The sequence below is a fragment of the Pseudomonas sp. NPDC086112 genome (assembly GCF_044746425.1).
Classification (GTDB): domain Bacteria; phylum Pseudomonadota; class Gammaproteobacteria; order Pseudomonadales; family Pseudomonadaceae; genus Aquipseudomonas.
This window is the reverse complement of the sequence record NZ_JBIVCD010000002.1, coordinates 227,344-249,114: the sequence shown is the minus strand read 5'-3', so window position 1 is coordinate 249,114 and position 21,771 is coordinate 227,344. Positions and strand designations below refer to the sequence as shown.

Below are 21,771 nucleotides of genomic sequence, written 5' to 3'. Positions count from 1 at the left end.
GCCGGCTAAGCCCGGCCAATCCATTGCCGATAGTTCTTCGCTTGGCGACGAGATTTCAGCTGATTGCCGATCAATGCCATGAGTGGCGACGTCCTGGGTTTTGTCTGTTTGCCTTGGCTCAACAAGCCGAGTTGCTTCTTGACCACCGACGCCACTGCAAGCGACGCCAGCGCCTTATTCTTCCAGCGGACGACGATCGGCTCCACTTCGGTGTCCTGACCTGCCATCCACTGGCTTGGCAGGGCCGGCTCGATTGCCAGCGCAGTGGCAAGCCCCACCATCGACACCGAACCGCTCACCACTCGCTCCGCGACCTCCTTTCTGCGCACGCCGCCGGTGACCATCAGCGGCATGCGCGCGATTTCTCCTATTTTTTCCGCGCACTCGAGAAAATACGCTTCTCGAGCCAGGCGGCTGCCATCGCGGGTTTGCCCCTGCATCGCCGGGCTTTCGTAGCTGCCACCGGACAACTCGACCAGGTCGACCGCCTTGGCGTTGAGCATTTCCACCACGCGCGCCGCATCCTCGGCATCGAAACCACCGCGTTGAAAGTCCGCGGAATTGAGCTTCACAGCGACGCAAAAGATCGGTGCCACTCGCCGGCGTATTGCATCGATGGTTTGCAGGAGAATTTGCGCACGACTTTCCAGGCTGCCGCCCCAGCGGTCGCTACGCCGGTTGGTCAAGGGGGAGAGGAATTGGCTGAACAGGTAACCATGCGCTGCATGAATCTCCACGCCGGTGAATCCGGCACGCTCAGCCAGCACTGCGGCCCGGGTATAGCGCTCAATCAGCTCTTCGATCTCCTGCTCATTCAAGGCTCTGGGCGGCACAAAGGCCTTTGATAGTCCGGGAATGTCGACAGCCACCGCGGAGGGGCCCCGTGCCGATTGCCCCATGGAGGCCAATAGCTGCCGTCCGGGATGATTGATTTGCATCCAGGCCTGGGCTCCGCGACTGCGGCAAGCATCGGCCCATAGCCTGAACTGGCCCAGGTTCCGATCGTCCTCAAGCACTACACCAGCGGGTCCGGTCAAGGCGTGGCGGTCAACCATGACGTTGCCAGTGATGATCAGGCCGGCCCCACCGTCCGCCCAACGCCGGTAGAGCTTAACCAGCGCATCCCCTGGAGCGTGATCCTCATTGGCAAGATTCTCCTCCATGGCAGCCTTGGCGATTCGGTTGGGAATCACCGTGCCGTTAGGCAAACGAAGCGGTTTGAAGAGCTTTGAGCCGGTCATGTTCTGTCCTTCAGCTGATGAGAATTCGGCCAGCCATCGCTAAGGGTCATACCGTTTGAGCACCGTCTGCACAGTGCTTGCTCAGGTTGTTGAGCTCCTGGTTTGCATCGAGGGGCCGGTTTGATGACCTGCCGGGACGGCGAGCCAGAAACACGACATAGCTGAACACGCGTGTTCAGTTGTGTCAATGTGTAGAGCCCTTCAACGATCCTGCCATATCCAATCGTTCTACCGGTTTTTTTAGCCATAGAAAGGATCTCATTGAGAAAAACGTATTTAATTCAAAAAACGTTGTTGACGTAAACTGAACACAAGTGTTCAATCGGGCCGTAAGGTAATCCTGGAGAGAGAACCGTGGAATCCCTGAACCCAACACAGCGCCGTATTCATCAAGCCGCCTTTCGCCTGTTCGCTGAAAGAGGCACCTCACAAGTGAACATTCTTGACCTCGCACAAGAGGCAGGCGTGGCGCGCGGAACGGTCTATAGCAACATCGACAACATGGAAAGCCTGTTCGAGGCGGTCGCCAGCCATCTCGCCAAGGAGATGCATGAGCGTGTCAACAAGAGCTTCAACTCCCTCACTGATCCGGCTCAGCGCCTTGCCAATGGCATTCGATTGTTCATTCGTCGAGCGCACGAAGACTCTCAGTGGGGGGCGTTCATCCATAAATTCGCCATGAGCAATGCTTCGTTGCGCGAAATGTTCAGCAGCCAAGCGACGACCGATCTTCTGAGCGGACTGTCCAGTGGGCGGTACACGTTTGAAAAGGGGCAATTGCTCTCGGTAATGACGCTGATATCGAGCAGTGTCCTGGGCTCGATTTTCCTGGTGCTGGAAGGCCACAGGACGTGGCGCGAATCGGGCTCTGACACGGCCGAGCTGGTGCTGCGGGCATTGGGCGTCCCGCCTGAAGAGGCTAGAGCGCTGGCGACCAGCGAGTTGCCAGCACTGCCTTCCCTCGACTGATTCATTAACCGAGTCAACCAGACACCCCTGGATTTTCAGGGGTGCGGGGACGGCTTTACCCTGAAAACCCGGAAAACAAGAACAATGACCCACAAAAATGAAATGCCCCGGTTAGCGACACCACAACCTGCCCGGCATCCGCAACCGACGGTGAAGGCCCAGGATCTGACGCACCTGATCTTTCAACGGCCGGATTTGAACGAGGCGGCGCGGTTCCTGACTGACTTCGGCCTGTCGGTAAGTCAGCAGGACGCCGATACGCTTTACCTGCGCGCCACCGTCCCCGCTGCTTACTGTTACCGTGTCCATCGTGCAGAACATGCACGTTTTGTCGGGTTCGGACTGGCAGTCCAGTCGCTCAAGGATCTGGAAAAACTGACGCGCATCCCAGGCGCGTCATTGGTAGAAAAATCAGAACATCCTGGTGGTGGGTATTGCGTCAAACTCACCGATCCTTCCGGATTCATCGTGGAAGCTGTTTGCGACCAGACGGCAGGTATAACGCTGGGACACAGAGCTCCTCTTTCCTGGAATCTGGCGCAGGAGCAACCGCGAATCAACGCCACGCAGCGCCCGCCGATCGCTCCGGCTGAAGTCCTCAAACTGGGCCACATCGTCATCGAAGTGGCCGACTACCAGGCGACCTGCGCCTGGTATACGAAGCATTTCGGGTTGATTCCCAGCGACGTACAGGTACTCCCCGATGGCACACCTATTGTCACCTTTATGCGCCTTGACCTTGGTGACACTCCTGCGGATCACCATACGCTCGCGATAGCGCAAGGGTTCATGGCGACTTATAGCCATAGCGCCTATGAGGTCGTCGATGCAGACGCTGTGGGCATGGGGCAGCGCGTCCTGCGCGAGCGCGGTTGGGTGCACTCATGGGGCATCGGCCGACACATTCTGGGCAGTCAGATCTTCGATTACTGGCAAGACCCTTGGGGCGATAAGCACGAGCATTACTGCGACGGGGATATTTTCACGGCTGCACAGCCTACGGGCATTCATCCCGTGAGCCCCGAGGCAATGGCGCAGTGGGGGCAGCGCATGCCCAAGCGTTTTACAAAACCGAAGATGAGCCTGGCCAATCTGCGTGCGCTGTTGCGCAACCTGCGACGCAGTCCGGACTTGAGCATTCGCAAGTTGATAACACTCATGCGGATGTTCGGGTAGAGCTGCCGCCATGTCGGGCAATGCAACCAGGTATGGCCGTCGGGATGTGCTCAAAGCCGGCGCGTTGATCGCCGGCGGCTCGTTGGTCTACAGCGTTGCCAGCCCCCTCTCAGAACAACACCACAGTTCTCGCGCCGCCGAGCGCGAGACAAACGCCGCTCCAGGAGTACCTTCAATGTCTGCTGTACACGTAGTCCGCTTCGAATTTCAGAACGGTATCCACTGGGGCGTGCTACGCCAGGGCCGTATCACGGTTGTCCCCGGCGCTTTTGAAACCACCGGTGATTTCATTCGCGAAAACAGTATCGACGACCTCGCTCAAATAACAGGTACGGAGCTTGCGGAGGGCGAAGTGAAACTGCTGTCGCCGGTGACTCGCAACCAGCAGTTCGTCTGCCAGGGCGCCAATTATCGCCAGCACATGATCGAGTCGGGCATGGACCCGGATGCGAAGAAATTCAACATGATCTTCACCAAGGCGACGAGTTGCCTGGTGGCGGCTGACAGCGACCTGATCAAGCCGCGCACCGTGCGCTTCCTCGACTACGAGATCGAACTGGGGCTGGTGATGAAACGCGCGATCAACGGCGCTGTTGCTGTCACCGACGCCAATCTGCATGAGTTCATTGCAGGCGTCGTCATCGTCAACGACTACTCGGCTCGTGACATTCAGATTCCTCAGATGCAGTTCTACAAGGGCAAGAGCTTCCGCACTTTCGGTCCGGTCGGCCCGTACCTCTGCCTTCTGGATGCCACGAACATTCGTTACCTCAAAGAGCTGCAACTGCGCCTGACGGTCAACGACCAGGTGCGACAGAACGACAGCACGGCCAACCTGGTTTACGGCCCCGCTGAAACCCTTACCGAACTTTCCGCCCTGCAAGATTTCGCCGCTGGAGACCTGATCGCCACCGGTACGCCTGCTGGCTGTGCGCTCACGGTACCTTCGCCTGGCAAACAGCGTATTGCGGCCCTGATGCCAGAAGCCACCAAATGGAAGCTTTTCCTCAAGGCGCAGGAAGGTCGGACGCAATATCTCAAGCCAGGTGACGTGGTTGAGGCGCGCATTCGCAGCGCCGATGGTGTGATCGACCTCGGCGTGCAACGCAACCGAGTCGTGGAGGAAGCCTGATGGTTGTGCAGACCCTGAGTGACATCGAAAGCCTCGAACAAGTCCCCCTGTCGGAACGTGGCCTGGCATCCAGCACTTATGAAGCGCTGCGACAGGCAGCCCGGTGCTCCCCCCAGGCACCGGCGCTTAGCTTCTTCGCCGATGCCGCCGATTTCAAGCGCACCTACAAATGGAACTACTCCCAGCTCTTCGCGGATATCACCCGCGCGGCGAATGCTTTCCATGACTTGGGTATCAAACCGGGCGAGGTGCTTGCCTTTATCTTGCCCAATCTGCCGGAAACCCATTTCACGATATGGGGCGGGGAGGCGGCGGGCATCGTCATGGCAATCAATCCGCTGCTCGAGGCCAAGCAGATAGCTGGCTTGCTGGATGCTGCGAAGGCATCCGTGGTAGTGACGCTCGCGCCAACGGCGGGCAGCGATCTGTGGCCAAAACTGGCTTCGCAACTGGATCAGTTGCCCACGGTCAGGTCTGTCGTGTGGGTCAGCATGGAGCCCTATGTCGCCGAACCTGTGCGTGGGGCCCTGAAAGCAGCGGCACTGAAGGAGCGAGACTTACACCGAGATATCGCGATCCACGATTGGCAATCGCTGATGAGTACTCAGCCGCACACACACCTGAAGAGTGGTCGGCAAATCCGCCACGACGAGTGCTCCTCCTACATCTGTACGGGCGGCACCACCGGGCTTCCCAAGATTGCCGCACGTAGCCATGGCTCTGAAGTGTTCAATGCATGGGCCGTAGCCGCTCATTTGCAGCCACGCAGTGGTGGCCAGGTTATCTTTTGTGGCCTGCCGCTGTTTCATGTCAATGGACAACTGGTGACGGGGTTGGTGCCTTGGACTCAGGGCGACCATGTGATCCTCGGCACGCCTCATGGGTATCGTGGCGAGGGGGTGATCCCACGATTCTGGGAGATGGTCGAGCACTTCGGTATCAACCTCTTTTCCGGCGTGCCAACTGTCTATGCCGCACTTCTGCAAAATGAATGGCAGGGCTGCGACCTGTCCAGTCTTCGCTATGCAATGTGTGGCGCCGCACCCATGCCGGCTGAGCTTTTCCGGGAGTTCGAGCGCAGGACCGGGGTAAAGATCCTTGAAGGTTACGGTCTGACGGAGGGCACCTGCGTTTCCTCAATCAATCCGCCCCATGGCGAGCGCCGTATCGGCTCCATCGGGCTGCGGATTGCCTACCAGAATATGCGCGCGGTCGTGCTCGATGATTCTGGAGAGTACCTGCGCGACGCCAATGTGGATGAGATCGGCCTCATCACGATCAGTGGCCCGAATGTCTTCGAGGGCTATCTGGAGGAGCGTCATAACCAGGGCCTTTGGATCGATATCGAAGGTCAGCGCTGGCTGAATACGGGCGATTTGGGCCGTCAGGATGCACAGGGGTACTTCTGGCTGACCGGACGCAAGAAGGAGTTGATCATTCGCGGCGGCCACAACATTGATCCCAAGCAAATCGAGGAGGCTCTGCAGGCGCATCCCGCTGTCGCCTTGGCCGCTGCAATCGGCAGCCCCAATGCCTACTCGGGCGAGGTGCCAGTCGCCTACGTTCAACTGCGTCCCGGGCAAGTTTGCAACGCCGAAGAACTTGAGGCATTCGCTCATCTCAATATCAGCGAGCGGGCAGCAGTCCCCAAGCGCATTGAAATTCTCGAGGCGTTGCCACTGACTGCCGTGGGCAAGATATTCAAGCCCGCTTTGCAACAGCGGGAGATTGCCAAAGTAGTCCAGGAAGAAGTGGAACGCCTGGGGCTTTCGAATATTGCTGTTGAGGTCGTGCAGGACAATCGCCGTGGGCATGTCGCCTGCATCCGGGCCGGAACTGCCCAGGAAGTCCTGGCTCCGCTTTTGGGGCGTTATAGCTTTCAAACCGAGTGGCTTAATTGAGTCTCTGATTCGCATCTGTAATCGCGGCAGTCGTGCCCTGGTGTTGTTCAGTCAGGGCCTTTTACACAACTTCGATCAATTCCAGCCGGCACTGAAAAGTGCACAGGAAGGCGAAGCCTTGCCTGCGTGCAATCAATAAAAACAATAAACAAGAGGTGGACAATGAAACTGAATAGCCGTGTGATCCCGTGTCTCTCTGCTCAGCGAAAGTATGCTGTCTGGATTAAGGTCACCAGTGCCATGGCCCTGCTCAGCGCCTCTTCTATTGCAGGTGCCAATGGCATTGCTCTAAACGAACAAAGTGCAAGCAGTGCGGGAACTGCTTATGCAGGAAGGTCGTCTTCCGCGCTGGACGCCAGCACCATCTATGGAAATCCTGCTGGCCTGACCAAGTTGAAGCGCAGTGAAATTTCCGGCGGTGCCGCGATCGTTTCGGTGAGCGACGACATCAGTGATGCGCAGAGCAGTGCCCCAGGCACGAATGAGGGGGACTCGGTACCTTTGGGGGCCGTTCCTTTCGCCTATATGTCGACACCGCTTGATGAGCGTCTTTCGGTGGGGCTGGGCCTCTATGCCCCGAGTGGTCTGATCAATGATTACGAGGGCTCTTTTCAGGGTCGCTACCATGGCTCCTACAGCACGACCAAGGAGATAACGCTGCAGCCTACCATTGCCTATCGAATCAATGATTACGTGTCTATTGGGGGTGGACCGACCCTGAACCGTTTCAATGCAAAGCTTCAGAATTACATGGCAACCGGCGCCCTGAACAACGGCCAGGACACACTGGTTACCATCAAAGGCGATGACACGGCGATTGGCTACAACGTCGGACTCTTGGTCGACTTTAATGAGGCAACCCGTTGGGGGATTACCTATCACTCGAAGGTGAACTATCAGCTCAAAGGGCACACTGAGGTTTCCGGCTCCCCGAGCGTTATCCCGCTGGATGGAAAGTATGACACCAAGATAGATCTTACGATGCCCGAATCAGTGGATACGTCCATCACCCATCGATTCAATAGTCGCTGGACCGGATACCTGGGGACCACCTGGACACGCTGGAGCCGGATTCAGAAGATCGAAGCAATCAACAGCGGTGTTTCCGCCATGGGCCAGGCTGCTGGCCTGGGGCGTGTGGCCGAAGAGATGAACTGGCACGACACCTGGTCCACCGCGGTTGGCGCATCCTATCAATTGAACCCGCAATGGCTGATTCGTGCAGGCTACGCCTATGATCAGACGCCCGTTGGAAATGCCGACCGCAGCGTGCGCGTTCCGGTCGGGAATCGCCAGGCCGTGACCTTGGGCGGCGCTTATTCGCCGACTGCCGATCTGACGTTAGACTTTGCGTATGGCTATCTCTGGGATTCAAAAGCCTCAGTACAGCATTCGAACAACTCCGGACTTCAACCGGAATACAGTGCCAACTACAAAAATAGTGCGAATGGAATTTCAGTGCAGGCAACCTATCGGTACTGATCGACACGACTCCATTTTTGCAAGTCTTGCACCTTTAATCGAAAAGCAACTATCCCGATGGGGCGTGATGCAGTTCTGCCTGTCAGTCAGTACCCATTGCCGCGACTACTTTTGCGGCAGTGGGTGGGTTTTGCTCAGCCACCAGCAGCAATGACTGCGGCACAAGGCTTTGCGGGTGCTGCGGTTCCTGCAAGCCGGCCAGCCGAAAACCGGCCATGTCCAGAGCATTGAGCCAACTGGACAGCGTTCGGAAGTACCACGGCATGGGTTGCCACTGCCCCTTGAACCCAGCGAAGGTCTCCTCCCGCCAACCATCTTGATAGTCGCCCGCCGCCGCGGTCCACGGATGCAGCGTCTGGATCACCAGCGTGCCACCAGGGACGAGCAGGGCGTTCATGGCCGCGAGCAGGGGAATGATGTCCTGGTGCAACAGGGCGAAGTTGGCGCAGATCAGGTCGTAGTTGCTGCCAATGTCTACCTTTGCCTCCACCAACTCTTCATAGCTCGCCAAATGCACCCGCGAAGAGCCCGCCGCCCGCGCCGCCTCGACCAGCGCTGCATCGCCATCCACACCAACCGCCTGGATGGCGCGGTCAGCCAGGGCACGCAACAGCCAGCCCTCGCCGCAGCCCAGGTCGAGCACGTGCTCGGGTTGGCGGCCGAGTACCGCCAGCAGGATGGCCTGGTCGGTGACTTTCAGGCGACTTTCAATGGTGCCGGTACGGATGGCCTCGATCCAGGATTGGGCGTTGTGGTGCCAGCTCTGGAGGAGGGTGGATTCGAGGGCGGGCATTTCGATGTCCGGAGTCATGGGTTAGATGGAAGGATAGGACAAGTGCTGGCAGGTCGCAGAAGCGTTGTCGCGAACCACTTGGAAGCCATCAACCATTGTCCCGTTACCCGAACCTCTGCCATCATTCACGAACTCACACGCCGAGCAGGACATATGAACCGTCGTAAAAAAATAAAGCAGTTATTAAAGGCTCACGCAAAAAAGGCCAGCGCCAAATTGGCACCGCCCAGTAAGTCTAAATACATCAGTAAAGCTGACCGATTGAAACTGGCTGCTGAACCCAGTCTGGACTCGATCATTTCCCCTGAGAGCTGATCCAGGTATTTTTTTTGGGTCGATACGTGTGCGGTAGGTCGGGGCGAGATGGCCCTGGTCGCATAAATTTGAAATGCATGGCGTGACTCGACAGAATCGCGCCCCGATCCGGCCAAAGGTGTCGGATATTCGTGGTGAAAAGGGGCTGCTGTTGAACGAACACACATTGTCCATGCGCCTGGAACGCGTCGCGGCGCATGTACCAGCAGATGCGCGCCTGGCCGATATCGGCTCGGATCACGGCTATCTGCCGGTGGCGTTGATGCGCCGTGGCGCCATCGCGGCGGCGGTGGCGGGCGAGGTGGCATTGACGCCATTGCGCTCGGCCGAACGCACTGTGCGCGAGAACGGCCTGGACCAGTGGATCACCGTGCGCCTGGCCAATGGCCTGGCGGCGATCGAGCCAGAAGACGGGATCACGGCGATCAGCATCTGTGGCATGGGCGGCGAGACGATCCGCGACATCCTCGACAACGGCAAGGCGCGCCTGAACGGCCGTGAGCGACTGATCCTGCAGCCCAACGGTGGCGAGCAGCCATTGCGCCAATGGCTGATGGAGCATGGTTACCGTATCCTCTGCGAGGAAGTGCTGCGGGAAAACCGCTTCTACTACGAGATCATCGTCGCCGAGCGCGTCGGGCCAGTGCTGTATACCGCCGAGGAGCTGTACTTCGGCCCACTGCAGATGCAGGCACGCAGCCCGGCGTTCCTGATCAAGTGGCAGCGCATTCTGCGCCACAAGCAACAGACGCTGACCAGCTTCGCCCGGGCTCGGCAGGTTGTGCCCGAGGAAAAGGTGCAAGACATCGCCCGGCAAGCCCGGTGGATCACCGAACTGCTGGCTTGAACACGCTCCAGCGGCTGTACGTTAAGTCGCCTATCGAGGGATTCACGGAAAAAATGGTCTGCCCTGCAATTATCTTGGGAGCGTCTGGTTCGGGACTACGCTAAAGCTAGCTGATCCTCCATCAATTGTGACCTGTTCGCGCTGCGTCCGTCCCTGGAGCGCCAATGCCACCCATCACCACGCGCCTGGTGGCGCTGTTTGTGCTTTGCCTGACGCTTGAAGTGCCAGCCCAGACCAACGCTTGCCCAGCTGGCGAAAAAGAAGTGTGCCTGAACGGCTGCATCTGCCTGCCAGACCTGGAGCCGATGCTCGGCTCCCTGCCTGATGACGTCCACCAGGTCGCGGCACCTGCCCTGGCGCTATGGTTGACCCAAGCCCGCGCTGATGCAGCCAGCACCGGCATCCAACCCATTCCACCGCACATCCGGCAGCAACTGCTGCGCTGGTACGACCCCAGCGTCCTCGATACCGCGCGCTACAAAGTCAGCGACGACGGTCAATTCAACGCTGCCACTGCCATGCTGCAAAACCCCGATGTCGGAGCCGTGACGCTGATCGACATCATCCTTTTCCGGGACGCTCAAACCGCAGAACAGAACATCGCGCTCTGGGCTCACGAGTTAAAGCATGTGCAGCAGTATCAGGAGTGGGGGGTAGAAGGATTTGCCCAGCGCTATACACAGGATTTCAATGCTGTAGAGGCGCCGGCTTATGCCATACAGGCTGAGGTCAGGCGGTCGGTGCGCGAAGGGCTTATTGAAAAATAGCGACCTGTCACCGAGGGGAGCTATCGGTGCGGGCCAAAGCTGGGCTCGCGTCTGGTTGGCATCCGCGACAGCAGAACCTCAGGTTTCTCATACCGGATGCCGAGAGCCAGCCAGGTGGTACTCATAGAAAACGCTCTTGAAATTACTGAGGGCGGAGCAGGTGAGCATTACTGTCGATGATGGTTTGGATGATTTCCACCGAGCCATTAATGGCGAATTGCGCGCCCATGCATACCAGAAGGAAACCCATCAGCCGTGATATGGCATCAATGCCTGACTGTCCCATTATTCTCATGATTATTCCTGAGCCAAGCAGGCATACCCAAAGGATAAGAGCGGTAAACAGGAAGATTAACGGAGGGGCTACTAATAAGACCCAGGCAGGAAACAACGTACTGTGTTTGATAGTGGCAGCGGAACTTATGATCATCGCAATGGTGCCAGGTCCGGCCGTACTGGGCATGGCCAGCGGGATGAACGCAAAGTTCGGCTGTTCGGTTGCGCCGTTGCTGGAAGCAGAGGGCTGAAGAGGCGGTGGAAACAGCATCTTCAAGCCCATGATGATGAGAATTCCGCCACCGGCCATACGCAAGCCCGGTATGGAGATATTAAACGCATCCATAACAAACGCGCCTACATAGTAAGTGAACGTCATGATCAGAAAGACATAGAATGACGTCAGAAAAGCCTGTGACTTTTTTTCCTTGTGACTCAGCCCCTTACTCAAGGCGAGAAACAGCGCAACTGTGGTGGGGGGGTTAGTCAATGGCAGCAGCGCCAGTAACCCAAGTCCGATTGCATTGAACAGATCTGTCATGTCGAACTCAAGTCCTGTTGTTCGAGGCCACGTTTGTCGGCGAACGTTGTTAGCGTGAAGTTTTGACCTTCAGCACTTCGGTATAAATGGCATCGACCGTCTGACCCACCTGGAGTTTTTTCATTCTTTCCTGAAGCTTCGGGTCTTCGACTTTCAGGACAGTCGCTTCTCCCTCTGGCGGAAGCAAGGTCACCTCATGCTGTTTCAGGTCAATGCGAGTGATCTTGGACGTGACCTTGACCTGGCGAACCGCTTCACCTCCGGGATTGGGGTTGTCCTTGGTGGCGCGGATGGACATGGATTCATCAGTGACGCCCGATGCACCGCCAACATTGGTATCAAGCTTATAAGCGACCGAGCGAATCACATGAATATCGACCGTGTCGCCGACTTTCAAATTGTGCAGGTTTTTGGCCTGGTCGGTGAGTTGGATAGGCACTGGACTCTTGTCGCGACCTTCGATGGTGACCTGGTAGTTGGCGGGATCAACGGCCAGTACGCGTGAAACGATGTGACCTTCCATGGCACTGCTGCCCAACGGTATATCGGCGGCATGGGCCGTCAGGCAGGCGGTTGAGAGGAGTGAGGCGAGGGCAACGGCGCGGATTGGTTTCATGGGTCTGCTTTTCCATAGATGGTTGACAGAACGAATCCAGGGATCGCTAGAGCCTTGCTCTGGACAATCGCTTCGATATCCGAGAGTGGACCGATCACCGCGGTTTTTCCAGTATGGCGGGCAAAATCGCAGTCGGCTTGGGACCTGCGGACCATTGTCGTGGGCGATCACCAGTTGGTTGCCGGATGCGGCTCGGCAGCAAAGTGCGCGTCCAGCGATTGAGGTTTCCGACGAAGCCGAACATTCGCGGATCGCCGCGCAGAGTTTGCAGCAGCTACGCGTTGACGCCGCGCCAGGGACAGGCTTCGGCTGTGATGGCGCCGATAACGTGATGTTCGGCGGCGAGCTTCCAGTAATGTTCGGTCAGATGTGCCGCATGGAATGTGCCCCCCGGTTCGGGCCATGGAGCGCCTTGAGGGCGGTGCGGATCGAACAGGTGAATATGGCTGTCGATGATCGTGCTGTTATAGAGCGGGGGTAACCGTCATAGTGATGTCTATGTCAGGGGATGGGTCAGGCGCCTGCGGAACGGCATGGTGCGTGACCCTCACTGGAAGTGCTTGGCTCAGCCTTGCAGATACACCGCATGGGTATGGGTGTATTCGTACAAGCCGTGCTTGCCATCCGCGCCGCCAATGCCTGACTTGCGCACGCCGGCGTGGAAACCCTGCATGGCTTCGAAGTTCTCGCGATTGATGTAGGTTTCGCCAAAATCCAGCTCGCGCATCGCGTGCATGGTTTTGCTCAGGTCGCGGGTGTAGATCGATGACGTCAGGCCATAGTCGCAGTCGTTGGCCATGGCGATGGCTTCGTCGAGGTCATCGACGATCTGGATCGGCAGCACCGGGCCGAAAATCTCTTCGCGCATGATCTCCATGTCGGCGCGGCAACCTGCTAGCACCGTGGGCTGGAAGTGGTAGCCGTTGGGCAGATCGGCAACCTGTCCACCGCTGATCAGACTCGCGCCCTGGCTCAGCGCGGTGCGAACTTTCTGGTTGACGCCGTCCAGGCCCTGACGGTTGATCAGCGGGCCCATCTCCACATCAGGCTGGGCAATCGGGTCGCCATAACGGGTGGCGCTCATGGCCGCGGCGATGCGCTCGATGAACTGATCGGCTACCTTGCGCTCGACGTAGACCCGCTCGGCACAGTTGCACACTTGGCCGCTATTGATGATGCGCGAGTCACGGATGGCTTTGACCGCAAGATCCAGATCGGCATCCGCCAGGACGATGGCCGGCGCCTTGCCACCCAGTTCCAGATTCAGTTTGGTGATGTTCGGCGCAGCGGCGGCCATGATCCGCGAGCCGGTGTCGACGCTGCCGGTGAAGCTGATCATGTCCACGCCTTTGTGCGCGCTCAAGGCCGCGCCCACCCGGCCATCGCCGCAGACCACATTGAACACGCCGGCCGGCAGGTCAGTTTCAGCGACCAGTCGGGCGAATTCGAAGCAGTTGTTCGGGGTTTCTTCGCTGGGTTTGATCACGATGGTATTGCCGGTCAGCAGGGCTGGCGCCATCTTGCGGGCGATCAGGAAGAACGGGAAATTCCACGGCAGAATCCCGGCCACCACGCCCAAGGGTTTGCGGAACAGGAAGATGTTTTCGTTCTGCCGGTCGCTGGTGATGATTTCGCCTTCAATGCGCCGCGCCCATTCGGCCATGTAGTCGAGGTAGTCGGCGGTAAAGTTGACTTCGACTTCGGCGAGGCCACTGACCTTGCCTTGTTCCAGCGTGATGGTGCGCGCCAGATGGGCGACGTTTTCCCGCAGCTTCGTGGCGATCCGGCGCAGATGCCCGGCGCGTTCAATCGCCGGTTTACGCGACCAGTCTTTTTGCGCAGCGCGAGCAGCGGCGAGGGCGCGGTCGACGTCGTCGGCGGTCGATGCCGGGACTTTCGACAACACGGCACCGGTGGCCGGGTTGATCACATCGAGATGGGCAGCGCTGGCCACGAATTGGCCGTTGATGAAGTTTTTGTAAACAGGCACGGACGACATTGGGACGACTCCTTGGCTGATCAATAGGTGCGCGACGGCGCTTGTTCGGTGGCCGGTGTGCGGTAGTGCGCGAGGGTGGCCGTGGCGCTTTGGCGCAGCAGGCTGATGTCGATGGCCACCGCAATGAACTGGCAGCCCCAGCTCTGATAGCGGCGCGCGTCTTCTTCGTTCGGTGCGAGGATTCCGCAAGCCTTGCCCGCCGCGAGGGTGGCTTTGACGGCGTGTTGAATGCGTTCTTGAACCTCGGGGTGGCCAGGGTTGCCGGCATGACCGAGGCCAATGGACAAATCCGCCGGGCCGATAAACACCGCGTCCACGCCTTCAACGGCGGCAATCGCTTCGACGTTTTCCACGCCAATCCGCGATTCCACCTGCACGATCAGGCACAACTGCTCGTGGGCCGTGGTCAGGTAATCCGGCACGCCGTCCCAGCGTGTGGCGCGGGTCAGGCCGCCGCCGACGCCACGAATGCCGTGCGGCGGGTAACGCATGGCGCGCACCAACGCTGTGGCTTGCTCGGCGGTTTCGACCATCGGGATCATCAGCGTCTGTGCGCCGATATCTAGCAGTTGCTTGATCAGGTTGGCGTCGCCAGTCACTGCGCGCACGATCGGTGCAGTGGGGTAGGGCGCGACAGCCTGCAGCTGGGCCAGCACACCGGGCACGGTGTTCGGCGCGTGCTCGCCGTCGATCAGCATCCAGTCGTAACCGGTGGTGGCGACGATCTCGGCGGCGTAGCCGGTAGCGAATCCGGCCCAGATTCCATATTGGGTGGCGCTGTTGTTCAGCGCCGCCTTGAAAGCGTTGTGCGGAATGTTCATGGCGGGGTTCTTTCTCAGTGGTTATACGGCCGATGCAGTTGGCATTCCGGGTTGAGGGTGACGCCGAAGCCAGGCTGGTCGAGTGCCGACAGGCGCATACGGCCGTTCACCGGCACCGGTTCACCGAGCAATTGGGGGTGGAACATCGGTACCACTTCATCGGCTTTGGGCGCCATCATCAGGAACTCGGCGAACGGGCTGTTATGCCGGGTGGCGACAAAGTGATAGCTGTAGACCGAAGAACCGTGGGGAATGACCAGCGCGTTGTGGGCGTCGGCCAACGCCGAAATCTTCACCAGTTCGGTGATCCCGCCGCACCAGCCGACGTCCGGCTGGATGATGTCGCAGCAACCCATCTCCAGCAGCATGCGGAAACCCCAGCGGGTCGCTTCGTGTTCGCCGGTGGTGACCAACATGCCTTTGGGTACGTTGTTGCGCAGCGCTGCGTAGCCCCAGTAATCGTCAGGCGGCAAGGCTTCCTCGATCCACTTCAGCCCATACGCGTGGGCGCCGACCGCAAGTTTGGTTGCATAGTTGAGGTCCAGGCTCATCCAGCAATCGAGCATCAGCCAGAAGTCCGGGCCGACCCGCTCGCGCATGGTTGCCAGCTCTTCGAGGTTCTTGCGCAGGCCTTCCTCACCTTCGGCCGGGCCATGGTGCAACGGCATCTTGCCGCCGATGAAACCCATTTTCTGCGCCAGGTCCGGACGGGCGCCGGTGGCGTAGAACTGCAATTCGTCACGCACCGCACCGCCGAGCAACTGGTGCACCGGCTCCTGGCGGATCTTGCCGAGCAAGTCCCACAGCGCCAGGTCGACACCGGAAATCGTGTTGATGACGATGCCTTTGCGGCCGTAATACAGCGTCGATTGGTACATCTGGTCCCAGATTTTTTCGATGTCGGTGACCCGTGCACCTTCGAGGAAACGCGCCAAATGTTTCTCGACGATGTAGGCGGCAGGCTCACCACCGGTGGTCACGGCGAAACCGACCGTACCGTCGCTGGCTTCGATCTCGACCACCAGGGTCCCGAGGACGTTGATGCCGAAGGTGCGGCGGCTCTGGCGGTACTCGGGGTATTTGCTCATCGGCGTGGCGATGTGATCGTCGATCCAGTGGCCGTCCGCCTGATCGTGATAATCCGCGCCGCCACCTCGCAGGGTGAAGGCGCGAACGTGTTTGATGGTTGGAATGCCCATGGTGTGACTCCTCAGGTTTAAACGGTGGCCGGTTTGCTGGAAGGCTTCTGGACGGGTGAGCGGATGCCCAGGACCAGCAACGCGGCGATGACAGTGGTGCCAGCCAGCACGTACAAACCGGCGGCTGGTGAATGGAAGGCGCCTTCGGCCCAGTTCTTCAGCACCGGGGCGATGAAGCCGCCGAGGGCGCCGAACGAGTTGATCAAGGCAATCCCGGCAGCAGCGGCGCTGCCGGCGAGATAACTGGAAGGGAAGGTCCAGAACACCGGTTGCACGGCGATGAAACCGGAAGCGGCAAAGCACAGGGCGACGATGCCCAGGAAGGGGCTGCTAAAGGTCACCGAGCAAGCGATCCCGGCTGCCGACATCAGCAAGGTCAGGCAGGCGGTGCGGCGCCGTTCGCCGGTGCGGTCGCTGTAGCCGGGGATCAGGTACGCTGCGACTATCGCGCAGATCCACGGAATCGCCGTGACCAGTCCGACCATCAGCCCGACCTTGGTGCCCAACAGTCCGCCAACCTGGGTGGGCAGATAGAACACCACGCCGTAGACACTGGCCTGAATCAGCAGATAAATCAGGCACAGGTACAGTACCGACGGCTGGCACAGGACGTTGAGCAGGCTGCGGCCGTGGTTCTGTTTATGGCTGTCTTCTTGATCGAGGATGCCTTGCACTTGCTGGCGTTCTTCAATCGTCAGCCATTTGGCATCGGCCGGGCGATTGTCCAGATACCAATAGGCCCAGACGCCCACCGCCGTGGCCATCAGGCCTTCAACCGCGAACAGCCACTGCCAGCCGTGGACACCGGCAAATCCGTCCAGCTCCAGCAACAGGCCGGACAGCGGGCTGCCGAAGATGAACGCCAGCGGCGCACCGAAGTAGAAGAAGCCCATGGCTTTGCCGCGCGCGGCGCTGGGGAACCAGTAGGTGAGGTAGAGGATGACGCCGGGGAAGAATCCGGCTTCGGCCACGCCCAGCAAAAAACGCAGGATGTAGAAGCTGGTTTCGGTGTGGGCGAAGACCATGGCGGCGGAGACCAGGCCCCAGGTGACCATGATCCGGCACATCCACAGGCGGGCGCCGACACGGTGCAGGATCAGATTGCTCGGGACCTCGAGCAGCGCGTAACCGACGAAAAACACCCCGGCGCCGAAGGCGAAGGCGGCGTCACTGATATTGGTGTCGGCTTGAAAGGCTTGCTTGGCGAACCCGACGTTGGCGCGGTCGAGGAAGGCCATGATGTACATCAACAGCAGGAAGGGGAGCAGCCGCCAGGAAATTTTGGCGAGCAGAGGCGCGGGTAGAGTCTTCATCGCAGTTTTCCTTTGGTAGGGCATTTGTTCTTATGGGAAAGACTGTACGGCCGTGGAGCGATGCGTTACAAATCGAATCTAGCTCATAACTGATACCCTGAAGGTATCGATCGCGAAGGCCCCCCTCATGACCACGCCAACCATCTCCCGCAGCCTGCTCAATCGACTGCGCTACAAGCATTTGCACCTGCTGGTGACGCTCAGTAGCAGTCAGAACCTGCACCGCGCCTCGCAAAGCCTGAACATGTCGCAGCCGGCGGCAACCCGGATGCTGCATGAGATTGAAGACATGTTCGGCTGCGATCTGTTCGAGCGCCTGCCCCGCGGGATGCGGCCAACGGCGCTGGGCAGTGAGTTGATTCGCTTCGCCGAATCCGCCATCAGTGGCCTCGATCGCTGCGCCGAAGATCTGATCGCGCGGCAGCAGGGCGGTTACGGTTACCTTTCCATCGGTACCATCATGGGCGCGGCGCCGGATCTGGTGATGGATTCGATTGCCGAGATCAAGGCGCTCAATCCGCAACTGCGAATTCGCATCATGGGCGACACCAGCGACCAGGTGATCCAGTTGCTGGAGCAGGGCCGCATCGACTTGGCCATCGCACGGCGCAATGCTGCCACCGACAGCGAGCACTACGCCTTCGAACAACTGGGTAACGAACGCCTGCTGGTGGTGGTGCACGCCGGTCATCCTTTGGCCCAGCGCAAAAAACTGGAACTGGCGGAACTGGTCAGCAGTTGGCCGTGGATCCTGCAACCGGAAACCAGCCCGGCGCGGATCGGCCTCGATCAAGCCTTGCAGCGCCTGGCCTTGCCGACACCGGCAGACATCATTGAGTGCAGTTCGGTGTACTCCATGCAGCAACTGATTCAATTGACCGACGCGATCATGGTGCTCTCGGAAACCGCTTTGCGCGACTACCTGAAAATGGGGCTGGTGGTGGCGCTGCCGGTGGAGCTGGATGTGCAACTGGCGCCATTCGGATTGCTGCTGCGCAAGGGCGAGCACATCAGTCGGGAGTTGGAGGTGTTCATCGATCTGTTGCGCCAAAAAGCCGGGGCGCTTTGATTTATCACGGCGAGTAATGACCGGATGTTCTTTCGGCACACATGCTTGAGCATGCTGCCGTTCTCTTCATTGATCGGAGCAAAGATGCAAACCAAGGCGTTACTGAGCGAGCAAAACGTGTCGCAAATACTGTTTGCAGCAAAAGTCCTGGCCCGGCGTCAAGGCTGAAGAGGATGCCGAACTGGCCCGATTAGGTCAACGAAGGGCCGAGAAACCACTCAATGTGGTGAGTAGGTTCTCCGGTGGTGGTCGCGCCCGAGTTCAGGCGATCTGAATCCGACTTTTTCAACAGAATCGACCCAATGCGGACAGTCAAAATAATCCGAAGCGGCGAGTGCATTTACATACGAATCGGATGACCACCTTGAACCCTTTCGCAGGGCTGACATAGGATGACCAAAGGAGATGGCATACCTCCTTAACCGCCTTCGTGCTGATGATGCCTACGTGAACCCTGGACAGGGTGCGTAGGTGTGTCTCCCTGTCCCCCTACTCAGGACAGGATCGTGATTACTAAATCCCCGTTAATCCTCCATCTGCTCATCCAGTTGTTAGCGATTTCTCGCCTATTCATGCCGCGAGGAGACGGACAGCTATGCTGAAGTCACTACTGGTTATCGCTATCGGCGCATCCCTCGGGGCCTGGTTACGCTGGCTACTGGGCATCAAACTCAATGCCTTGTTCCCGACTGTTCCGCCAGGAACCCTGATCGCCAACATGATCGGGGGATACATCATCGGTTTTACGATTGCCTTTCTGGCCGCAACGCCATCACTGAGTCCTGAATGGCGACTTCTGATCATCACCGGCTTCTGTGGGGGCCTGACAACCTTTTCTACATTCTCAGCCGAAACTGTCACCTTGATTCAGGAAGGCAGGCTTCTTTGGGCAGTTGGCGCCATTTTGCTACACGTGGCCGGCTCACTGGCGATGACCGTCGCAGGGCTTATTTCGTTTCAATTGATTGGCACACGCTAGAGAGGTGATGAGTCATGAAAGGCTTTTTGGTGATTTTCTTTACCCAACAGAACCGTCGACATCGCGGAAAAATGCTGGGTGATTGGCTCATCGATCTGGCCAAAGAGATGGGTTTGCGCGGTGCCACCTTGGCAACGGGTATCGAAGGCTTCGGGCATTCAGGGAAACTGCATTCCTCGCATTTTTTTGAGCTGGCCGATCAGCCTACCGAAATCCGCTTGGCAATTACTGAAGAAGAGTTCGTTCGCCTGTTTGAGCGGCTTGAGGCCGAAGATATCTCCTTGTTTTACATAAAGACCCCGGTTGAATTCGGAGTCGTCGGTAGACAGGCCAACCAGCCCAATCACCAGCCTTGAAACCCAAAGAAGGTAGGTGTGTTGCTGCAATCGAACACCCGCTTTTGGCGGAAAGCTGCCGAGCGTGACTTGCTCCTTTCGACTGAGAGCAGCTTTAAGAGCACGACCAAACACTTTTGGTCGGGAGCAATTTGATTTGAGTAAAACGCGCTTGTCAGAAGGGAAGGGTTGCGGAAATGGCTGAAAAGATGCGGAAACGATCCAGAAAGAGAGGGATAAAAATCGCAGACCCCAGAAACGACAAAGCCCTGAATAATCAGGGCTCTAACGTACTCAAGATGGCGGAGGCGATGGGATTCGAACTCATGGACCTGTTACAGTCGACGGTTTTCAAGACCGTTGCCTTAAACCACTCGGCCACACCTCCGTTTGCGTTGCGGGCGCCATAATACCTGAATGAAACACACTGTCAAACTCTCTGCATGGCTTGTTACAGAGCGTCTGTTATGATCTTTGCGACTGAACGTTTCAAACCCAACAGGAGTGTCGCCATGCGCGAACAGGATTACGCAGTTAATAACAGCGTGCAGGCTGAGCAGCTAGAGGTTAGCCGCGTCCTGCGCAACACTTACGGCTTACTCGCCCTCACCCTCGCATTCAGCGGCGTGATGGCGTTTGTCGCGCAGCAGATGCGTGTCGGCTACCCGAATATCTTCGTGGTGCTGATCGGCTTCTACGGCCTTTTCTTTCTCACCAACAAACTCCGTGATTCGGCATGGGGCCTGGTTTCTGCGTTCGCGCTGACCGGTTTCATGGGTTTCCTGCTCGGCCCGATTCTCAACCGTTACCTGGGTATGCAGGGCGGCGCAGAAGTCGTCAGCTCGGCCTTCGCGATGACCGCGCTGGTGTTTGGCGGCCTGTCGGCTTATGTGCTGATCACCCGTAAGGACATGAGTTTCCTCGGTGGTTTCATCACCGCCGGTTTCTTTGTGCTGTTGGGCGCGACTCTGGCGAGCTTGTTCTTCCAGATCAGCGGTCTGCAGCTGGCGATCAGCGCAGGTTTCGTGCTGTTCTCCTCGGTGTGCATTCTGTTCCAGACCAGCGCCATCATTCACGGCGGCGAGCGCAACTACATCATGGCGACCATCAGCCTGTATGTATCGATCTACAACCTGTTCGTCAGCTTGCTGCAACTGTTCGGCATCATGAGCCGCGATGATTGATCGCCAGCCTTGAGTAAAAAACCCGCTTCGGCGGGTTTTTTATTGTCTGTGATTTGGCTCAGCGTTGGTTTTGATCAGGTTCGTGGCAACACACGCAGAGTTTGTTGCCGTCCGGGTCGCGCATATAGGCGCCGAAGTAATCGGGATGGTAGTGCGGACGCAGGCCCGGTGGCCCCTCGCAGGATCCACCATGAGCCATGGCCAGTGCGTGACAGCGGTTGACGATCTCATGACTCGGCGCAAGCAGGGCGATCATCTGCCCATTCCCCGGTGTGGCCGGCTGTTCGTCGAACGCAGTGCCAATGACGAACAGCGGACGCGGTGCATTCTTGCTCATCCATGCAGCCCAGGGTTTGCCGGAATCGCAAAATTTCATCTGCAGCTGCAGTGCATCCATGATCGGTCGGTAGAACGCTAATGCACGATCGAAATCGGTGATGCCGATAAAAACGTGAGACAACATTCACCTGCTCCTTATTCGGCCACAATGATGCTGCCATCAGCCTGTTGCCGATAAATGGTGTAGGGCAGCAGCATGGTGTCGAGAACGCCGGAAATCACTACGTCGATCAGTACAAAGGGCGTGCCGTTGTTGTATTTGTACTCATCGATGCCCGGGCCTGGAGGCGCATGCAGACTGCAAAAGTCATACGTCACGCCGCTATAGATCCGTGGAACCGCACCGCAGTAGGTTTTCTGTTCCTTGAGACTCTTCGCCGCTGCCTCGTCACTGCGCACCACGGTCTGAAACGTGCCGCAACCAGTGAGTATCATTACCGCCAGTAACATGACTTGAGTTTTCATACCGTCAATCCT

Annotated in this window: 22 protein-coding genes, 1 tRNA gene and 1 riboswitch; of the genes, 12 read left to right on the top strand and 11 right to left on the bottom strand. The window is 58.3% G+C overall.

Annotated features, from left to right (window positions below):
• Window positions 1–5 precede the first annotated feature (5 nt).
• Window positions 6–1,241: an NADH:flavin oxidoreductase/NADH oxidase family protein gene (locus ACIPLA_RS03040; RefSeq protein WP_401171335.1), complete on the bottom strand. Its 1,236-nt coding sequence runs from the start codon at window positions 1,239–1,241 to the stop codon at window positions 6–8.
• Between the two features lie 354 nt (window positions 1,242–1,595).
• On the opposite strand from ACIPLA_RS03040, the gene ACIPLA_RS03035 reads away from it, so the two are divergent.
• The 5 genes from ACIPLA_RS03035 (at window position 1,596) to ACIPLA_RS03015 (ending at window position 7,901) form a co-directional block, all read left to right on the top strand.
• Entirely contained in the window at window positions 1,596–2,210 is a 615-nt protein-coding gene (locus tag ACIPLA_RS03035; RefSeq protein WP_192343706.1) for a TetR/AcrR family transcriptional regulator, read from the top strand.
• Between the two features lie 84 nt (window positions 2,211–2,294).
• The gene (locus ACIPLA_RS03030) at window positions 2,295–3,386 is read left to right on the top strand and encodes a VOC family protein (RefSeq protein ID WP_218396197.1); all 1,092 of its coding nucleotides are present in this window, start codon (window positions 2,295–2,297) and stop codon (window positions 3,384–3,386) included.
• A 175-nt stretch (window positions 3,387–3,561) separates the two neighbouring features.
• Window positions 3,562–4,518 (top strand): fumarylacetoacetate hydrolase family protein, encoded by a 957-nt coding sequence (locus tag ACIPLA_RS03025; RefSeq protein WP_401171332.1) that lies wholly within the window; start codon window positions 3,562–3,564, stop codon window positions 4,516–4,518.
• Complete coding sequence (locus ACIPLA_RS03020) at window positions 4,518–6,419, top strand: acyl-CoA synthetase (protein WP_401171331.1); 1,902 nt, start codon at window positions 4,518–4,520, stop codon at window positions 6,417–6,419. The genes ACIPLA_RS03025 and ACIPLA_RS03020 overlap by 1 nt, the downstream gene beginning before the upstream one ends.
• Window positions 6,420–6,581: 162 nt before the next feature.
• Window positions 6,582–7,901, top strand: coding sequence for an outer membrane protein transport protein (locus ACIPLA_RS03015; RefSeq protein WP_123495065.1), 1,320 nt, complete (start codon window positions 6,582–6,584; stop codon window positions 7,899–7,901).
• An 82-nt stretch (window positions 7,902–7,983) separates the two neighbouring features.
• Here the strand turns inward: ACIPLA_RS03015 and ACIPLA_RS03010 are convergent, their stop codons facing one another.
• On the bottom strand, window positions 7,984–8,694 hold the full coding sequence (locus ACIPLA_RS03010; RefSeq protein ID WP_401171328.1) for a class I SAM-dependent methyltransferase: 711 nt from the start codon (window positions 8,692–8,694) through the stop codon (window positions 7,984–7,986).
• A 153-nt stretch (window positions 8,695–8,847) separates the two neighbouring features.
• Between ACIPLA_RS03010 and ACIPLA_RS03005 the strand changes: the two genes are divergently transcribed.
• The 3 genes from ACIPLA_RS03005 (at window position 8,848) to ACIPLA_RS02995 (ending at window position 10,623) form a co-directional block, all read left to right on the top strand.
• The gene (locus ACIPLA_RS03005; protein WP_218396186.1) at window positions 8,848–9,009 is read left to right on the top strand and encodes a DUF2986 domain-containing protein; all 162 of its coding nucleotides are present in this window, start codon (window positions 8,848–8,850) and stop codon (window positions 9,007–9,009) included.
• 151 nt (window positions 9,010–9,160) lie between these two features.
• On the top strand, window positions 9,161–9,856 hold the full coding sequence (locus tag ACIPLA_RS03000) for a tRNA (adenine(22)-N(1))-methyltransferase TrmK (RefSeq protein ID WP_305729665.1): 696 nt from the start codon (window positions 9,161–9,163) through the stop codon (window positions 9,854–9,856).
• 164 nt (window positions 9,857–10,020) lie between these two features.
• Complete coding sequence (locus tag ACIPLA_RS02995) at window positions 10,021–10,623, top strand: DUF4157 domain-containing protein (protein WP_401171325.1); 603 nt, start codon at window positions 10,021–10,023, stop codon at window positions 10,621–10,623.
• Between the two features lie 142 nt (window positions 10,624–10,765).
• Here ACIPLA_RS02995 and ACIPLA_RS02990 read toward each other — a convergent pair whose 3' ends face one another.
• From ACIPLA_RS02990 to ACIPLA_RS02965, 6 genes are all read right to left on the bottom strand, one after another.
• A complete protein-coding gene (locus ACIPLA_RS02990) occupies window positions 10,766–11,440 on the bottom strand; it encodes a MarC family NAAT transporter (RefSeq protein WP_401171322.1) in 675 nt (224 codons plus the stop codon).
• Between the two features lie 49 nt (window positions 11,441–11,489).
• Window positions 11,490–12,056 carry a hypothetical protein gene (locus tag ACIPLA_RS02985; protein ID WP_401171319.1) on the bottom strand — a complete coding sequence of 189 codons (567 nt, stop codon included), beginning with the start codon at window positions 12,054–12,056 and terminating at the stop codon, window positions 11,490–11,492.
• 565 nt (window positions 12,057–12,621) lie between these two features.
• Window positions 12,622–14,055, bottom strand: a complete 1,434-nt coding sequence (gene aldA, locus ACIPLA_RS02980) for an aldehyde dehydrogenase (RefSeq protein ID WP_401171316.1) — start codon at window positions 14,053–14,055, stop codon at window positions 12,622–12,624.
• Between the two features lie 20 nt (window positions 14,056–14,075).
• Complete coding sequence (locus tag ACIPLA_RS02975; protein WP_401171313.1) at window positions 14,076–14,876, bottom strand: aldolase/citrate lyase family protein; 801 nt, start codon at window positions 14,874–14,876, stop codon at window positions 14,076–14,078.
• A gap of 14 nt (window positions 14,877–14,890) precedes the next feature.
• Complete coding sequence (gene rhmD / locus ACIPLA_RS02970) at window positions 14,891–16,075, bottom strand: L-rhamnonate dehydratase (RefSeq protein ID WP_401171312.1); 1,185 nt, start codon at window positions 16,073–16,075, stop codon at window positions 14,891–14,893.
• 17 nt (window positions 16,076–16,092) lie between these two features.
• Window positions 16,093–17,388, bottom strand: a complete 1,296-nt coding sequence (locus ACIPLA_RS02965; RefSeq protein ID WP_401171310.1) for an MFS transporter — start codon at window positions 17,386–17,388, stop codon at window positions 16,093–16,095.
• A 127-nt stretch (window positions 17,389–17,515) separates the two neighbouring features.
• On the opposite strand from ACIPLA_RS02965, the gene ACIPLA_RS02960 reads away from it, so the two are divergent.
• The 3 genes from ACIPLA_RS02960 to ACIPLA_RS02950 all read left to right on the top strand — a co-directional run bounded on the left by ACIPLA_RS02960 (window position 17,516) and on the right by ACIPLA_RS02950 (window position 19,792).
• Window positions 17,516–18,457, top strand: coding sequence for a LysR family transcriptional regulator (locus ACIPLA_RS02960; RefSeq protein ID WP_401171307.1), 942 nt, complete (start codon window positions 17,516–17,518; stop codon window positions 18,455–18,457).
• Between the two features lie 392 nt (window positions 18,458–18,849).
• Window positions 18,850–18,910: riboswitch (Fluoride riboswitch) on the top strand.
• Window positions 18,911–19,052: 142 nt separating this feature from the next.
• A complete protein-coding gene (crcB, locus tag ACIPLA_RS02955) occupies window positions 19,053–19,436 on the top strand; it encodes a fluoride efflux transporter CrcB (protein ID WP_401171304.1) in 384 nt (127 codons plus the stop codon).
• 14 nt (window positions 19,437–19,450) lie between these two features.
• Entirely contained in the window at window positions 19,451–19,792 is a 342-nt protein-coding gene (locus tag ACIPLA_RS02950) for a DUF190 domain-containing protein (protein ID WP_401171301.1), read from the top strand.
• A 279-nt stretch (window positions 19,793–20,071) separates the two neighbouring features.
• On the opposite strand, the gene ACIPLA_RS02945 is transcribed toward ACIPLA_RS02950, so the two are convergent.
• Window positions 20,072–20,159, bottom strand: a tRNA-Ser gene (locus ACIPLA_RS02945).
• 124 nt (window positions 20,160–20,283) lie between these two features.
• Here ACIPLA_RS02945 and ACIPLA_RS02940 point away from each other — a divergent pair.
• Window positions 20,284–20,955: a Bax inhibitor-1/YccA family protein gene (locus ACIPLA_RS02940; protein ID WP_007898177.1), complete on the top strand. Its 672-nt coding sequence runs from the start codon at window positions 20,284–20,286 to the stop codon at window positions 20,953–20,955.
• Window positions 20,956–21,013: 58 nt separating this feature from the next.
• Here the strand turns inward: ACIPLA_RS02940 and ACIPLA_RS02935 are convergent, their stop codons facing one another.
• Together ACIPLA_RS02935 and ACIPLA_RS02930 are read right to left on the bottom strand one after the other, a co-directional pair.
• On the bottom strand, window positions 21,014–21,418 hold the full coding sequence (locus ACIPLA_RS02935) for a VOC family protein (protein ID WP_401171298.1): 405 nt from the start codon (window positions 21,416–21,418) through the stop codon (window positions 21,014–21,016).
• Between the two features lie 11 nt (window positions 21,419–21,429).
• Window positions 21,430–21,759 carry a YceK/YidQ family lipoprotein gene (locus tag ACIPLA_RS02930; protein WP_218395997.1) on the bottom strand — a complete coding sequence of 110 codons (330 nt, stop codon included), beginning with the start codon at window positions 21,757–21,759 and terminating at the stop codon, window positions 21,430–21,432.
• Window positions 21,760–21,771: the final 12 nt, after the last annotated feature.

What these genes read in the sequence shown, in the direction of transcription:
- ACIPLA_RS02950 (WP_401171301.1), top strand. Translation starts at nt 19,451, where the DNA reads ATGAAAGGCTTTTTGGTGATTTTCTTTACCCAACAGAACCGTCGACAT.
- ACIPLA_RS03030 (WP_218396197.1), top strand. Translation starts at nt 2,295, where the DNA reads ATGACCCACAAAAATGAAATGCCCCGGTTAGCGACACCACAACCTGCC.
- aldA (WP_401171316.1), bottom strand. Translation starts at nt 14,055, where the DNA reads ATGTCGTCCGTGCCTGTTTACAAAAACTTCATCAACGGCCAATTCGTG.
- ACIPLA_RS03015 (WP_123495065.1), top strand. Translation starts at nt 6,582, where the DNA reads ATGAAACTGAATAGCCGTGTGATCCCGTGTCTCTCTGCTCAGCGAAAG.
- ACIPLA_RS02930 (WP_218395997.1), bottom strand. Translation starts at nt 21,759, where the DNA reads ATGAAAACTCAAGTCATGTTACTGGCGGTAATGATACTCACTGGTTGC.
- ACIPLA_RS02985 (WP_401171319.1), bottom strand. Translation starts at nt 12,056, where the DNA reads ATGAAACCAATCCGCGCCGTTGCCCTCGCCTCACTCCTCTCAACCGCC.
- ACIPLA_RS02960 (WP_401171307.1), top strand. Translation starts at nt 17,516, where the DNA reads ATGACCACGCCAACCATCTCCCGCAGCCTGCTCAATCGACTGCGCTAC.
- crcB (WP_401171304.1), top strand. Translation starts at nt 19,053, where the DNA reads ATGCTGAAGTCACTACTGGTTATCGCTATCGGCGCATCCCTCGGGGCC.
- ACIPLA_RS03010 (WP_401171328.1), bottom strand. Translation starts at nt 8,694, where the DNA reads ATGCCCGCCCTCGAATCCACCCTCCTCCAGAGCTGGCACCACAACGCC.
- ACIPLA_RS02940 (WP_007898177.1), top strand. Translation starts at nt 20,284, where the DNA reads ATGCGCGAACAGGATTACGCAGTTAATAACAGCGTGCAGGCTGAGCAG.
- ACIPLA_RS03040 (WP_401171335.1), bottom strand. Translation starts at nt 1,241, where the DNA reads ATGACCGGCTCAAAGCTCTTCAAACCGCTTCGTTTGCCTAACGGCACG.
- rhmD (WP_401171312.1), bottom strand. Translation starts at nt 16,075, where the DNA reads ATGGGCATTCCAACCATCAAACACGTTCGCGCCTTCACCCTGCGAGGT.
- ACIPLA_RS03020 (WP_401171331.1), top strand. Translation starts at nt 4,518, where the DNA reads ATGGTTGTGCAGACCCTGAGTGACATCGAAAGCCTCGAACAAGTCCCC.
- ACIPLA_RS02975 (WP_401171313.1), bottom strand. Translation starts at nt 14,876, where the DNA reads ATGAACATTCCGCACAACGCTTTCAAGGCGGCGCTGAACAACAGCGCC.
- ACIPLA_RS02995 (WP_401171325.1), top strand. Translation starts at nt 10,021, where the DNA reads ATGCCACCCATCACCACGCGCCTGGTGGCGCTGTTTGTGCTTTGCCTG.
- ACIPLA_RS02935 (WP_401171298.1), bottom strand. Translation starts at nt 21,418, where the DNA reads ATGTTGTCTCACGTTTTTATCGGCATCACCGATTTCGATCGTGCATTA.
- ACIPLA_RS02990 (WP_401171322.1), bottom strand. Translation starts at nt 11,440, where the DNA reads ATGACAGATCTGTTCAATGCAATCGGACTTGGGTTACTGGCGCTGCTG.
- ACIPLA_RS03005 (WP_218396186.1), top strand. Translation starts at nt 8,848, where the DNA reads ATGAACCGTCGTAAAAAAATAAAGCAGTTATTAAAGGCTCACGCAAAA.
- ACIPLA_RS03025 (WP_401171332.1), top strand. Translation starts at nt 3,562, where the DNA reads ATGTCTGCTGTACACGTAGTCCGCTTCGAATTTCAGAACGGTATCCAC.
- ACIPLA_RS02965 (WP_401171310.1), bottom strand. Translation starts at nt 17,388, where the DNA reads ATGAAGACTCTACCCGCGCCTCTGCTCGCCAAAATTTCCTGGCGGCTG.